The 13,961-nt window shown below is 67.7% G+C and carries 10 protein-coding genes; 9 read left to right on the forward strand and 1 reads right to left on the reverse strand.

Going from position 1 to position 13,961, the window contains the following annotated elements:
• Nucleotides 1–122 precede the first annotated feature (122 nt).
• From purH to GS424_RS04210, 3 genes are all read left to right on the forward strand, one after another.
• Nucleotides 123–1,697: a bifunctional phosphoribosylaminoimidazolecarboxamide formyltransferase/IMP cyclohydrolase gene (purH, locus tag GS424_RS04200; RefSeq protein WP_160942964.1), complete on the forward strand. Its 1,575-nt coding sequence runs from the start codon at nt 123–125 to the stop codon at nt 1,695–1,697.
• Nucleotides 1,698–1,915: 218 nt separating this feature from the next.
• Complete coding sequence (locus GS424_RS04205) at nt 1,916–2,536, forward strand: cytochrome c3 family protein (protein WP_244977670.1); 621 nt, start codon at nt 1,916–1,918, stop codon at nt 2,534–2,536.
• Between the two features lie 96 nt (nt 2,537–2,632).
• Nucleotides 2,633–4,279, forward strand: coding sequence for an FAD-dependent oxidoreductase (locus tag GS424_RS04210; RefSeq protein WP_160942963.1), 1,647 nt, complete (start codon nt 2,633–2,635; stop codon nt 4,277–4,279).
• A 102-nt stretch (nt 4,280–4,381) separates the two neighbouring features.
• Here the strand turns inward: GS424_RS04210 and GS424_RS04215 are convergent, their stop codons facing one another.
• Complete coding sequence (locus GS424_RS04215; protein ID WP_160942962.1) at nt 4,382–5,812, reverse strand: helix-turn-helix transcriptional regulator; 1,431 nt, start codon at nt 5,810–5,812, stop codon at nt 4,382–4,384.
• Nucleotides 5,813–6,137: 325 nt separating this feature from the next.
• On the opposite strand from GS424_RS04215, the gene GS424_RS04220 reads away from it, so the two are divergent.
• From GS424_RS04220 to GS424_RS04245, 6 genes are all read left to right on the forward strand, one after another.
• Nucleotides 6,138–6,941, forward strand: a complete 804-nt coding sequence (locus tag GS424_RS04220; protein ID WP_160942961.1) for a hypothetical protein — start codon at nt 6,138–6,140, stop codon at nt 6,939–6,941.
• Between the two features lie 258 nt (nt 6,942–7,199).
• Nucleotides 7,200–8,021, forward strand: a complete 822-nt coding sequence (locus GS424_RS04225) for a J domain-containing protein (RefSeq protein WP_160942960.1) — start codon at nt 7,200–7,202, stop codon at nt 8,019–8,021.
• Between the two features lie 163 nt (nt 8,022–8,184).
• Complete coding sequence (locus tag GS424_RS04230; RefSeq protein WP_160942959.1) at nt 8,185–9,906, forward strand: lysylphosphatidylglycerol synthase transmembrane domain-containing protein; 1,722 nt, start codon at nt 8,185–8,187, stop codon at nt 9,904–9,906.
• A complete protein-coding gene (locus tag GS424_RS04235) occupies nt 9,890–11,038 on the forward strand; it encodes an ATP-grasp domain-containing protein (protein WP_160942958.1) in 1,149 nt (382 codons plus the stop codon). Before GS424_RS04230 ends, GS424_RS04235 begins: the two co-directional genes overlap by 17 nt.
• A 31-nt stretch (nt 11,039–11,069) precedes the next feature.
• Entirely contained in the window at nt 11,070–12,329 is a 1,260-nt protein-coding gene (locus tag GS424_RS04240; RefSeq protein ID WP_244977671.1) for a lysylphosphatidylglycerol synthase transmembrane domain-containing protein, read from the forward strand.
• Between the two features lie 141 nt (nt 12,330–12,470).
• A complete protein-coding gene (locus tag GS424_RS04245) occupies nt 12,471–13,946 on the forward strand; it encodes an extracellular solute-binding protein (protein ID WP_160942957.1) in 1,476 nt (491 codons plus the stop codon).
• Nucleotides 13,947–13,961: the final 15 nt, after the last annotated feature.

The following is a 13,961-nucleotide window of genomic DNA, read 5'->3' on the forward strand; positions in this document are numbered from 1 at the left end:
CTTTCGCGGGATATGCGCGCGCCTCTTCGTCCGCCTCGCGGCCCGGGTGGTACCATGCGTCGAAGGAGATTGGACGCATGGGGCCGTTCAGTCGCAGACAAGAGGAAAGGATGTAAGGCCATATGAGCAATCCTAAGGTCAAGCGCGTGCTCGTGTCCGTCACGGACAAGAGCGGCGTTGCGGACTTCGCCCGCGCGCTCGTCGACGAGTTCGGGGCGGAAATCATCTCGACGGGCGGCACCGCCCGCGCGCTCAAGGACGCCGGCGTGCCGGTCACGCCCATCGACGACGTGACGCAGTTCCCCGAGATGATGGACGGCCGCGTGAAGACGCTGCACCCGCGCGTGCACGGCGGGCTTCTGGCCAAGCGCGACAACGAGGCGCACATGGCCCAGGCGGCCGAGCACGGCATCGAGATGATCGACATGGTGGTGGTGAACCTCTACGCCTTCGAGAAGACGGTCGAGAGCGGCGCCGACTTCGGCACCTGCATCGAGAATATCGACATCGGCGGCCCGTCCATGCTGCGCTCCGCGGCCAAGAACTTCGAGAGCGTGGCCGTGGTCACGCGTCCCGAAAACTACGATGCCATCCTGGCCGAGATGCGCGCCAACGACGGCGCCACCCTGCGCGACACGCGCGCCAAGCTGGCGCTCGACGTGTTCGAGACCACGGCGGCCTACGACGGCGCCATCGCCGCGTGGATGGGCGCCCAGCTTGAGGGCGAGGGCGACGTGAAGTTCCCGGCCGATCGCTGCTTGCGTCTCACGAAGGTGCAGGACCTGCGCTACGGCGAGAACCCGCACCAGAGCGCCGCGTTCTACCGCCGCGACGACTACGCCGACGCCCCGCACAGCCTGGCCCACGCCAAGCAGCACCAGGGCAAGGAACTGTCCTACAACAACTACCTCGACCTCGACGCGGCCTGGACGGCCGTGCGCGAGTTCGACGAGCCGGCCTGCGTCATCGTCAAGCACCTCACGCCGTGCGGCGTGTGCCAGAACGACGACCTCGTCGAGGCCTACCAGCGTGCGCACGCGTGCGACCCGGTGAGCGCCTACGGCGGCGTCATGGCGTTCAACCGCCCCGTCACCTCCGACGTGGTGGTGGCCATCTTCGACAACAAGCAGTTCGTCGAGGCCATCATCGCCCCCGAGTTCGCGGGCGACGCGCTCGACATGTACAGCGCCAAGAAGAACGCGCGCCTGCTGTCCACGGGCGGCGTGAACCCGGCCGGCGGGGAGGTGGAGTACCGCGCCGTCGAGGGCGGCCTCCTGTGCCAGGATTCCGACGCCGTGGCCGAGGACCGCGCGACGTTCACGGTGCCCACGAAGCGCCAGCCCACCGAGGAGGAGCTCGCCGAGCTGCTGTTCGCGTGGAAGGTGTGCAAGTCCATCAAGTCGAACGCCATCTCCATCACGAAGGGCCATGCGACCATCGGCGTGGGCGGCGGCCAGCCGAACCGCGTGAACTCCGCCCGCATCGCCGTCGAGCAGGCGGGCGAGGAAGCCAAGGGCGCCGTGGCGGCGTCCGACGCGTTCTTCCCGTTCCGCGACGGCCTCGACGCGCTGGCCGAGGCCGGCGTGACGGCCGTCATCGAGCCGGGCGGCTCCATCCGCGACGAGGAAGTGATCGCCGCCGCCGACGAGCACGGCATCGCGCTCGTGTTCACCGGTCACCGCCACTTCCGCCACTAGGAAGGCTCCGGCGGCCGATCGGCCGACCACCGGCACTCATCGAGCGGCCTCCTCCGGGAGGCCGCTCGCGCGTTCGGCCCTCGCGCGCCCTTCTTCCCCGATTCCCCTGTTTCAGGGGACAGGATTCCCCTGCTCCACCTCCTTGGCGGGACAGCTTTTCCCCGTGACGCGCCGTATGCTGCCCTCATCTGCTGACCAGGGGATTCAAGGAGGGGACTATGAAGCAATCGCAAAGAACGCGAGCACGGCGGGCCGCGTGCGCAACCGTTGCGGCGTTGGCGACGGCGGCGCTCTGCTGCCTGGGCGCGTGCGCGCCTCAGCAAACGTCGGACGGGGGCGCGCGCGACGACGCGAAGAACAACGCGCCGGCCGTCGATGTGGCGTGGTCGATGGACGGGGACTGCGGCACGTGCCATGCCACGGAGCGGGGCAGCTACGACAGCTCCGCCTGCGAGGCGTCGCAGCACAAGGACGTCGCCTGCGCGCAGTGCCACGGCGACGAAGCGACGCTCGCTGCCGTGCACGAAGGCAAAACCGCTTCGGACAAGATGCCCACGCGCCTCAAGAAGACGAGCGTGGAAGACGCCACGTGCTTCAGCTGCCATTACGGCGACCGCGCGGGGCTCGTCGCCGCCACCGACGGCTCGGTGGTCCTGACCGACTCCGAGGGCACCGAGCGCAACCCGCACGATCTCGAAGGCGTGGCCGAGCACGAAGCCATCGCCTGCGGCGATTGCCACAACATGCACAGCGACGAAGACATCCAAGAGCGCGCCATGAACGAATGCCTGAGCTGCCATCACGAGGGCGTCTTCGCCTGCTACACCTGTCACGACTGACCGTGCGCGCATCGGAGGAAGGAGGAGCCGCGCGCACGAAGGTTCGCACGTCAAACAAGGAGCATCAGGGAATCAGCACGAAAGGGGATACACATCATGGGAGCAACCGAAAACCTGTCGCGTCGTCATTTCATCCAAGGTCTGGGACTCGTCTCCGCGGGAGCGGTGGCGACGGGGCTCATGGGCTGCTCGAGCGGCGCGCCGGCGGGCGACAAAGCGGCGGCAAGCGACGCGGCCTGGGACAAGGAAACCGACATCCTCGTGGTGGGCAGCGGGTACGCCGGGCTGTGCGCCGCCATCGAGGCCGCGCAGGCGGGCGCGGAGGTGGTACTGCTGGAGAAGAACACCGTGTACGGCGGCAACTCCATTCTGTGCGCGGGCAACGCCCAGTTCGGCGGCGGCAACGTCGTGCAGAAGGCGGCGGGCATCGAGGACACGCCGCAGCGCTTCTACGACGACATCTTCGCCTACGGCAAGCATCGCGCCGTGCCCGAGCTGCTGCAGACGTTCATCGACCATGCGAACGAATGCGTCGACTGGCTGCAGGACGACCTGGGCATCGTGTTCAAGGAGAAGGTGACGCAGAACGAGGGGCATGACGTTCCGTGCTCGCTCACGCCCGACAAGAGCGACGCGTACCCCGGCAGCGGCGGCATCTCGTACTGGTACGTCATGTACGAGCGCGCCAGCGACCTGGGCGTCGAGATGCTGCTCGAGCATCAGGCCACGAGCTTCATCCAGCAGGAAGACGGCACGGTCATCGGCCTCGAGGTCGAGGCCGAGGGCGCCACAAAGCGCTTCAAGGCGCGCCAGGCCGTCATCATGGGCAGCGGCGGTTGGAAGTCGAACGAGGCCATGCGCCTGAACTACGACCCGCGCCTCGATGCCGACCTGTCCGCCGGCGGCCTGCCCTACGTGCAGACGACGGGCGAGCTGACGAACGCCGCCGTCAACATCGGCGCGGGCACGCGCGACATGTCGTACGTGTGCGAGTTTCGCTTCAAGTGGGGCACCCGCTTCTACCAGGTGTGGGACCCGGTGGATATCGAGAACCCGCCCTCGACGGGCGTCGGCATGAGCATCAACGACTTCTCCAACGTGATGCTGGTGAAGGCCGACGGTACGCGCTTCGTGGACGAGAACGCCGCGCTCGTGTACCCGCAGGAGCCGTTCTACGAGTCGTACCTGAACCAGGCCGCGCCGCGCGCGGTGTGGGCGCTCGTGGACGCCGCCGGCGCCGAGGCGCTCAAGTGGGATGTCGAGAAGCTCAAGTCTCCCGCGGAGGACAAGGCCCCCTACCTCAACCCCGACTACGTGGCCGTCGCCGACGACCTCGACGCGCTGGCGAAGCGGATCGGCGTGCCGGCCGACGCGCTCAAGGCGCAGGTGGAGCGGTACAACGGCTTCGCGAGCGCCGGAACGGACGACGAATTCGGCAAGGAGGGCATGACGGCGCCGCTCGCCACGGCCCCGTTCTGCGCGGTGAAGATGCAGTTCTTCGCGCACGACCAGATGGGCGGTCTCGTGGCCAACACGAAGGCGCAGGTGTGCAAGCGTTCCGAGCATGCGGGCCCCGACCCCGTCAAGCTCGACGATCAGGAGATCATCCCGCATCTGTACGCGGCCGGCGAATGCGTGGGCGGCTACGTGGGATGCGATCGCGGCCACGGCAAGATCAGCATGTACATGGTGTACGGCCGCATCGCCGGTCAGAACGCCGCCGCCGAGACGCCGGTCGCCTAACCCGGCCGAGCGTTTCGCGAGCGAACTCCCTCCCTTCTTGGAGCCCGGTCGACGCGTCCGCGCCGGCCGGGCTCCGCGCGCCGGCCGGCCAGGTTCCGTCCGTTACCCGGCCGCCTTCTCGCCTGCGATGGCGTCGATCCGGTCGATGAGGTCCTGGCGGCTGTGGCAGCCCGTCTTCGCATAAGCGCGCTTGAGGTGCGTCTTCACGGTCTCCTGCGACACCACCAGCTCGTCGGCGATGTGCGCCACCGTGCGCCCGCGCGCGAACTCCCGGGTTACGAGGCGCTCGCGCTCGGACAGCCCCTGCTCGTCGGCGAACCGCGCGAAAGCCGCATCGAAGCTGGTCGCGGGCGTAGGCGCGGCGCTCGGCTCCCTGCGGCGCCGATGGGCGAACAGCATGACGAGCGCCGCCATGGACAGCAGCCAGATGGCGAACAGCGCCGCAACGGCGATGGTCTGGTCCGACAGCACGGTATAGGCGTTCAGCGCATAGGCGAAGAAACGCCCGGCCATGAGCGCCAGATGGTACAGCCCCAGCGCGATGCCGAAAAAGAAGAAGCACTTGTCGGGCGCCTTGCTGGTCAGCCGTTGCAGGTGAATCCACATGAGCGAGGTGTAGACGAGGAACCCGCACTTCATGATGAATCCCGACACGAACACCTCGCGATCCCAGAACAGCGGGAAGAACAACAACGCCGTGGCGAACACGGGCAGGACGATCACGAAGATGCCTTCGGCGTCGAGCCCGCTCTTCTGCAACGGCGCGCTCATCGCCAGCAGCACGAGGATCACGATGCCCACGATCTCGGTCGATACGTCGAACAGCCCCGAGCTGATGTTCGCGTCGGCGCATATCTGGGCCATGAGCCCGTAGAAGAACGGGAACACGAGCATGCCGAAGTACAGCGAGAAGTACCGGTTCGACTTGAGCAGCGGCACCATGGCGAGCGTTTCCCTGCGCGGCGCCACGATCCCCTCGAAGGCGGCGTCGGGGATGAGGTGCCCGAGGGCGAGGCGAAGCCCTGCGCCCGATGCCAGCAGCAAGAGCGTTTCGACGGCGTGGACGTGCGCCGGGGGAAGGAGGTAGCTGCCCAGGAAGACGAGATGCGAGCACGCCCAGGACAGCGGGATGAGCACGAGGGCGTGGCGCGCCGGAAGCGAGCAGAACGCGCGGGCGAACAGCAGCACCATGCAGGCGATGAGGATGCCGTTGAAGAAGCCCGAGCACGCATCGAGCAGCACGGCTTGGCCGTTGAAGAGGCCGGGAGGCAGCAGAACCTTGCAACCCTCGAACGCGAGGTACGCCGCGAACGCGCCCGCGCCCGCCTGGTACAGGCGAAACGGGTTGATGCGGGAGCCGCGCGCGACGAAGGCGATCAGGAAGCACGCCGCGATCTCGACGATGCGGCTCGTGTAGTGCGCGAGCACGAGGCCGCTCGCCCCGTCTTGCCGCACGAACAGGCTCGTGGACAGGAAGCAGGCGAACAGCACGGCGACGAGCGCTTCCATGGCGAAACGTTTCGGACTATTCATTGTTTTCCCCTCAATTCCCCGGTCGTATTGTGTAACAATTCCGCGCGATATACAAGCAGGGCGCGTTTCCAACGCGGATTCGGTGCGGATCTTTCGCGGTTCCAACGCGGATCTAGCGCGGGCGGTCTTCTCGTCCCACCAGCGCAAACGGCGTGCTATGCTCCGGTGCATGACCCTGTGCCTGTGCAACATATCGACGGTTGAGTACCTGCGTTCCGCACGTGTCCTCCCGCGCGCGGTCATGCGATCCCTCTCCGCGGAGCGCTTCGCCCCGCGCGCGTCCGACGTCGAGCTGCTCGCACGCGGGGGATTCGCATGCCTTTCGATGCCGGTGCACCTTCTCGTCCCGCGCGCGTCCGACCGCCGTCGCCTCAAGCGCGCGACGTGCCATGCCTGCTCGGAGGCGTTGGTTCCGGGCTCGATCCTGCGCATCGCCCGCGACGTGTGCTCGGCCTCGCCGGAGCTGTGCTTTCTGCACCTGGCGAGCAGCCTGACGTTGCCGCGGCTCGTGCGGCTGGGGTTCGAGCTGTGCGGCTCGTATCGCCTGTCGGCTTCGAACCCTGCCGGCTTCGTCAAGGGCGACCCTCTCACGAGCGTTGCGGAGTTGGGGCGGTTTCTGGAGGCGGCGGGCAGCGCTCGAGGCGCGGTCCTCGCGAAGCGAGCGCTCGGCTACGTGCTGGACGGCTCGGCCTCGCCGATGGAGACGATCCTCGTCATGCTCCTGTGCCTGCCGCCCCGCTGGGGAGGATACGGGCTGCCCGCTCCCCGGATGAACGCCCGCGTGGACGTGACGAAGCGCGCGCGGATGGCGTCGGCGAAGGGCTATTACGTATGCGACCTGCTCTGGCCCGGGCAGAACGTGGCCGTGGAGTACGACAGCGACGCCTACCATACCGGAGCCGAGCGCATTGCCAGCGACGCGAGCCGGCGCAACGCCCTGTCGTACCTGGGCATCGCGGTGGTCACGGTGACGCGCGCCCAGGTGCTCGACTGCGACGGCATGGACAAGACGGCGCGGGCGATCGCGAAGCTGCTCGGCAAGCGGCTCCGCTTCGACGATCGCACGTGGAAACCCGCCCGCCTCGCCCTGAGGCGCGAGCTTCTGAGCTTCTCGCACGAGGTCGTCTGAGGCGCGGCTGCGGCAAAGTGGCAGAGATCGCGCCAAATGTATGGATTTCAGCTGCGCAAAAACGCTTGCCGCAGCAAAACACCAGGTCGCGAAAAACCCGTCGCGCAGCCGCGCCCGAAAATCTGCACATTTGGCGCGATCTCTGCCACTTTGCCGGCGCTGCGGCCCATCGGGAGCCCTTTCCGGGTCGGCTTGCGCGTTTGTGGTTGTTCTCTGACGGCGTGATGGCGGGGAAAGGGCGGCGCGTATAGTGGGGGCATGAAAAAATCCGAAGCGCTCGACATCCTGGGGCTATCCGACGGCGCGACCGACGACGCGGTCAAACAGGCCCACCGCAAGCTGGTGATCGCGCATCATCCCGACAAGTTCCCGCTGGGATCGAAGGAGCGCGAAGACGCCGAGGAGTTCACGAAGCGCATCAACGAGGCGCGCGACGTGCTGCTCAACCGCTCGTGGACGCCCGAGTTCGACCCGCGCCGCGACCCGCGGCCCTACGCGAACCCTTACGCCCACCCCTCCGGCACCCCGAACCCCGGCGCGGGCGACCCCTTCGCCGGCTGGCCCTTCGGCCAAGCGCCCGGCCAGGGGCAGGGCCAAACCACCTACGTGTGGACGTCGTGGGACGAGCCGCGCTCCGGCGCCGCCGGCGCGGGCGGCGGCCAGCCGTTCGACCCCTTCGACCCGTTCGCGCCCTTCCGCGCGTCGGCCGAGCCGCGCAAGACTCCGCAGGAAGCCTTCGACGAAGTGAAGCGAGAGCTCGGCCGCGAGAGCCTCGTCGTGGTCGGCAAGGTGGCGCTTTTGGCGGTGTCGGCGCTGGTGGGAACCGTGGCCACCGGGCTGTTCCTGTACGTGATGATCTCCATCGTCTACGGGTTGTGGAAGCGCTTCGGCTCCTGCCTCATCGGCCTCATCGTCCCGCTCGTGCTGTTCGGCGCGCCGCTCGTGTTCATCATCGCGCCTCGGCAAGGGGCCGTCACCGCGGGGTTGGCCGTGGCGTTTCTGTTCGCCGTGCTGTTCGACGTGGTGAACGTCCGCAACCTCGTGCGCACGCTGCGCGTCGCGCGCCGCGTCGCGTCCTAGGGCGCGCCCCGCCCTCCCGCGACGCGCCGCACGCTGGTCGCCGCACGCAACGCGTTTCGCCTGGATGGCAAGCGCGTGGTGTCATCCGCGCGTCCCGCTTGCAGCTCGCCGCCTCATGCTATACTGAATCATTCCGTCATGGTTCGTCGAAGGGGGTCGCTGGTTGAAGAAAGCGCTGCTGCTTGTTATCGGCATCGTCGCAGTGTGCTTTCTCATCGCGAACGCCGATTACCTGGCGAGTTTCCTCGCGACGCTCAAAACCGGCGCGCTCGTGCCGCTGATCGCGGCCTGCGTGCTCATGCTGGCGCGCCACCTCGTGCAGGCGGCGTCCTACGATGCGGCGTTCGAGGCCGTCGGCCACAAAACCGGCTTCTGGCACAACGTCGTGCTCATCTTCTCGCTCGTGTTCATCAACACGTTCTGCCTGTTCTCGGGCGCCACGGGCGTGGCGTTCATCATCGACGACGCGCACCGCACGGGCGCGGACGCGGGCACGTCCACGAGCGGTGCCATCCTCTCGCAGATCGGCTACTTCGCCGCCATCCTCGTGATCTCGGTCATCGGCTTCCTCACCATGCTGCTGTCCGGCTCCATGAACACGCTGTTCCTCGTCGGCGGCCTCGCGCTGGCGGCGGTGCTGGCAGCGCTGTCCAGCATGTTCGTGGTGGGCTACCGCAAGCCGCGCATCCTGTTCCGCCTGTTCCTCGGCATCGAGTCGCTCATCAACAAGGCGCTCGGTCTGCTGAAGAAGCACCTCAAGCCGGCGTGGGGGCGCAAGATGGCCAGCTCGTTCATCTCGTCGGCCGGCATCCTGGCGAAGAACCCGCAGGGCACCCTGGTCACCGTGGCGTACGCGTCGTTCTCGGCCATCCTCAACATGGCGTGCCTCGTGGCCATCGGCTACGCGTTCGGCTTCGAGAACGTGGCCGCGCTCGTGGCGGCGTTCGCGGTGGCGGCCATCTCGGTCATCCTGAGCCCCACGCCGCAGGGCGTGGGCGTGGTGGAGGCGGCCATCGCCGCCATCCTCACGGCGCACGGATGCTCGCTGGCCACGGCCACGGCCATCGCGCTCGTGTACCGCGGCATCATGTTCTGGATTCCCTTCTGCATCGGCGCGTTGCTGCTGGGCCAGTCGGGATTCTTCGCCGACAAGAAAAGCCCCACCGAGGAGCAGCGCGCGAAGGACACGGCCTGGCTGTCGGGCACCGTCGTGCTCGTCGTGGGCCTCGTGAACCTGGGGCTGGCGCTCATCCCGCAGACGTTCGAGCCGTTCACCACGCTCACGGACTGGATCAACATCGGCGGCCTGCTCATCGGCCCGGTCCTCATCGGGGGCAGCATCGTGCTCGTCGTGTTGGCCGTGGGCCTCATCCTGCGCTTCCGCACGGCGTGGGCGCTCACGCTGGGCGTGCTCGTGCTGGTGGCGGGCGCGGAGTTTTTGTACGTGAACACCGTGCAGGTGGCCGTGGCCGCCCTCGTGCTGGTAGTGTGGCTGTTCTGGAAGCGCGACGCGTTCGACCGGCCCATCGTGCCGCACGACGACGCCCCGCGCCTCGTGCGCGAGTTTCGTGAGAACCTCGAACGGTTCCGCGCATGGCGCGCCGGCCGCGCGCAGGCCCGCGCGGCGGGGGAGTCCCCGCGCGCCGGGATCGGCGGTGCCATCGCCTCGCGCCGCGAGGAGAGCGCCGCGCAGCCGCACGTGAAGAGGAAAACGGGTTGGGAACGGCGTGCTGAAAAAGGCGCGGAGATCAGCCGCGAGGCGGGCCATGAGGGTATACTGCCTTTTGGCGACGATGCCGAGCCGGTTCCCGCGGGTGCCGCCGCGGCATGGGACGCCGATGCTGCACCGACGAAGGAGGAGTCACACCATGATCGTGCTCGATGAGCCCTATGTGTCCGAACCGCTGATCGCCTGGCTCGAGGAGTCGCAGCACCCCGTGCTGGACAACGGCTTCGCGCACGCCGCAGGCGCCGGCCGCGCGCTGAACCTCGTGACGCCCGAAGAGGCCGTGTCCCGCATCGATGCGGGCGAGCGCGTGTACACGAACTCCGAGAACGCCCTGGCCTGGATCGTCGAGAACGCGCACAACGACAGCCTGTCGCGGGCCATCGGTCTGTTCAAGGACAAAGCCGCCATGCGCGCCGCGCTGGCCGGCCTCGATCCCGACCTGTTCTTCAAAACCTGCTCGGTGGACGAGCTGTTCAAGCTCGACTTCGCGCAGCTGCCGGTACCGTTCGTGCTCAAGCCCTCGGTGGGCTTCTGCAGCATGGGCGTCTACGCCATCCAGACCCGCGAGGACTGGGAGCGCGCCCTGGCCGACATCCAGAAGAACGCCTCGTCGTGGCACGAGATGTACCCCGAGAGCGTCATCGGCGCCGGGTCGTTCATCCTCGAGGGCTACCTCGAGGGCACCGAGTACGCGCTCGACGCGTACTTCGACGAGACGGGCCGCGCGCACATCCTCAACGTGCTGCGCCACGACTTCACCTCGCCCGAGGACACGTCCGATCGCATGTACGTGACGAGCGCCGCCATCGTGCGCGACACGTCCACGATGTTCACCTCCTGGCTCGACCGCGTGAACGCGCTCATCGGCGCGCGGAACTTCCCCGTGCACGTGGAGGTGCGCGTGTCGGACGGGCACGTGAGCCCCATCGAGTTCAACCCGCTGCGCTTCGCGGGCCTCGGCGGCACCGACGTCAGCTGGTACGGCTACGGCTACCGCACCTACCAGGCGTTCCTCGAGGACGACGAGCCCGACTTCGACGCCGTCTTCGCCGACAAGGCCGACAAGGTGTACTCCATGTCGCTGCTGAACGCGCCGGCCGACGCCTCGGGCGACGAGGGTTTCGACTACGACGCGTTCCTCAGCCGCTTCTCGCACGTGCTGGAGATGCGTCCCTTCGACGTGAAGCGCGTGGGCAACTACGGCTTCCTGTTCCTGGAGACGGACGCGTCCACCACCGGCGAGCTGGACTTCCTCATGCGCTCGGACCTCAAGGAGTTCCTCCGCTAGGGCGGGGGAACGGGCGCGCGCGGGCATCGCGGTGAAGTTCAACATCCGAAACCTGCTCATCGGGCTGGTCATCGTCATCGTGCTGGCCGTGGTGCTGCTGCGCGGCGACCAGCTGGTCGAGCTCGTCGAGACCATCAAGCAGGGCGCCGTCATCCCGCTCATCGCGGCGGTGTGCACCCAGCTGGGCAAGTACTTCGCGCAGAGCTTCTCCTACTCGTACGCCTTCGAGGCCGTCGACGAGCACATGAACCCGCGCGAGACGCTGCCGCTCGTGTTCGGCACGTTCTTCGTGAACACCATCGCGCCGTCGCTCAACCTGGCCGGCACCACGCTCGTGGTGGACGACGCGCGCCGCCGCGGCATCGCGCCGGGCAAGGCCACGAGCGCGGCGCTGCTCATGCAGATCACCGTCGATTCGGGCTTCGCCACCATCATGCTCATCGGCTTCGCCATCCTCGCGGCCACGGTGGGGCTGTCGCCGCTGTGGTTCCTGCTGGGGCTGCTGGTCATCGCGTTGGTCAGCGCCATGGTGCTCGTCCTCGTGCTGGGCCGCAAGCGCCCGGCGCTCGTGCTGAAGGCGCTGCGTCCCATCGAGCGGCTCGTGAACCGCGTGCTCGTGCGGTTCAAGAAGAAGCCTATCGACCCGTGGGTCGAGCGCATCGTGGGGTCGTTCTCCGACGCCGCCGGCCTCATCGCGCACAACCCCAAGACCACGGCGAAGGCGTTCGGCTGCTCCATCGCGGCCAGCGCCTGCGAGCTGGCCTGCTTCAGCCTGGTGGGCGTCGCGTTCGGCGTGCACCAGCCCGAGCCGCTCATCTGCGGTTACGTGGTGGCCACGCTGTTCGCCATGATCTCCATCACGCCGCAGGGCGTGGGCGTGGTGGAAGCGGCCGTCGTGGTGGCGTTCACGTCGTTCGGCACGTCGGGCGCGGCGGGGCTGTCCATCGCGCTCGTGTACCGCGGCATCGTGTTCTGGATGCCGTTCCTCATCGGCGCCATCCTCATCCAAACCACCAAGACGTTCAAGCACGACGCGAAGCGGGCCGTGCGCGACCAGAAGGGGAAGGGCTCGTTGCAGGGCGCCACGGTCATGGTCCAGCGCCTCGACGACGAGACGGTTCCCGCGCAGGGTGCCGCCCCCGCGCAGCCGGAAGCTCCCGCGCAGCCGGAAACCCCTGATCAATCCCCTGAACCGCAAGGGGCCTCCGACCCTTCCGCGGCCGCGCAGCCCGTCGATCCCGACCCCGCACCCCGCGATCCGGAGCCTGTCGAGCCACCCCGCGCCCGCTGATCCACCGCCCCGTTCGACGCGCACGCGCACCCCTTGGTGCTTCAATGTTAAATTGACACGGTCGCCGTGTTCTCCATGTTCTAGAATGGCATGATGCATTGAGGGCGGCGGTGTGCCGCCATTCAGGACGATGAGGGGATTATGAAAAAGAACATCATGCGCCGCGCGGGTGCGACGATCGCGCTCGCGGGGGCTTTGGCGCTGGCCGGCTGCGCGGGTGCGCCGACGTCTTCGGAGGAGCCGGCCGCGTCCGTGCTCGACCCGTCCGACCCGGTGCAGATCGAGCTGTGGACGTACTACAACGGCACGCAACAGCAGGCGTTCGAGGACCTCGTGAAGGACTTCAACGCCACGCAGGGCAAGGACCTCGGCATCGTGGTGACGAGCTCCAGCCAGGGCGGCGTGAACGACCTCGCCTCCGCGGTCACCGATTCGGCGCAGGGGCTCGTGGGCTCCGCGTCGATGCCCGACGCGTTCCTGTCGTATTCCGACACGGCTTCGGTCATCGACGGCTTCGGCATGGTGGCCGATCTGTCGGGCTACCTCACCGACGAGGAGAAGGCCGGCTTCGTGGAGGGCTTCCTGGAGGAAGGCGACCTCAACGGCAACGGCGGCCTCAAGGTGTTCCCGGTGGGCAAGTCCACCGAGACGCTGCAGATCAACATGACCGATTTCGAGACGTTCGCCGACGCCACGGGCACCTCGCTCGACGAGCTGGGCACCATCGAGGGCATCACGAAGGTGGCGCAGCGCTACTACGAGTGGACCGACGCGCAAACGCCGGACGTCGCGGGCGACGGCCGTCCGTTCTTCGGTCGCGATGCGATGGCGAACTACCTGATCACAGGATCGAAGCAGCTCGGCCACGAGATCCTCGACATCGAGGGCGGCACGTGCACGCTGAGCTTCGACCGCGCCACGATGAAAACGCTGTGGGACAACTACTACGTGCCCATGGTGCAGGGCTGGTTCTCGGCCGAGGGCAAGTTCCGCTCGGACGCGGTGAAGACGGGCGACCTTGTATGCTACGTGGGCTCGTCGTCCTCGGTGGTGTACTTCCCGCAGACCGTTACGGTGGACGACGCCACGAGCTACCCCATCGAGCTGGGCGCGCTGCCGAACCCGTCGTTCGAGAACGGCCAGCCGTGCTCGCCGCAGCAGGGCGCCGGCTTCGTGGTGACGAAGTCCGACGAGAAGAAGGAAACCGCGTGCGCCGAGTTCCTCAAGTGGTTCACCGCCAAAGAGCAGAACACCGATTTCTCGGTGAGCGCCGGCTACGTGCCGGTCACCAAGGACGCGCTGACGCTTGAGAACCTCGAGGCTGCGGCCGGGTCCATCGAGGGCGCGTCGGACAATTACCTCGTGAACCTGCCGGCCACGCTGGAGACCATCGAGGCGGGCGTGTACGCGAACCCGCCCTTCAAGGGCGGCGTGGAAGCGCGCGCCATCCTGGAGCGCACGCTGTCGGACAAGGCCGTGGCCGATCGTGCCGCGGTGGTCGAGGCCGTCGCGGCGGGCGCGTCGACCGAGGAGGCGCTGGCCCCCTATCTGGACGACGCCGTGTTCGACGCATGGCTGGCCGACCTGGAGACGCAGCTCAAGGGAGCGATCGCGTAATATTGAGCATGCGCT

It is taken from the genome of Eggerthella guodeyinii, from assembly GCF_009834925.2.
In the GTDB taxonomy this organism is placed as follows: Bacteria; Actinomycetota; Coriobacteriia; order Coriobacteriales; family Eggerthellaceae; genus Eggerthella; species Eggerthella guodeyinii.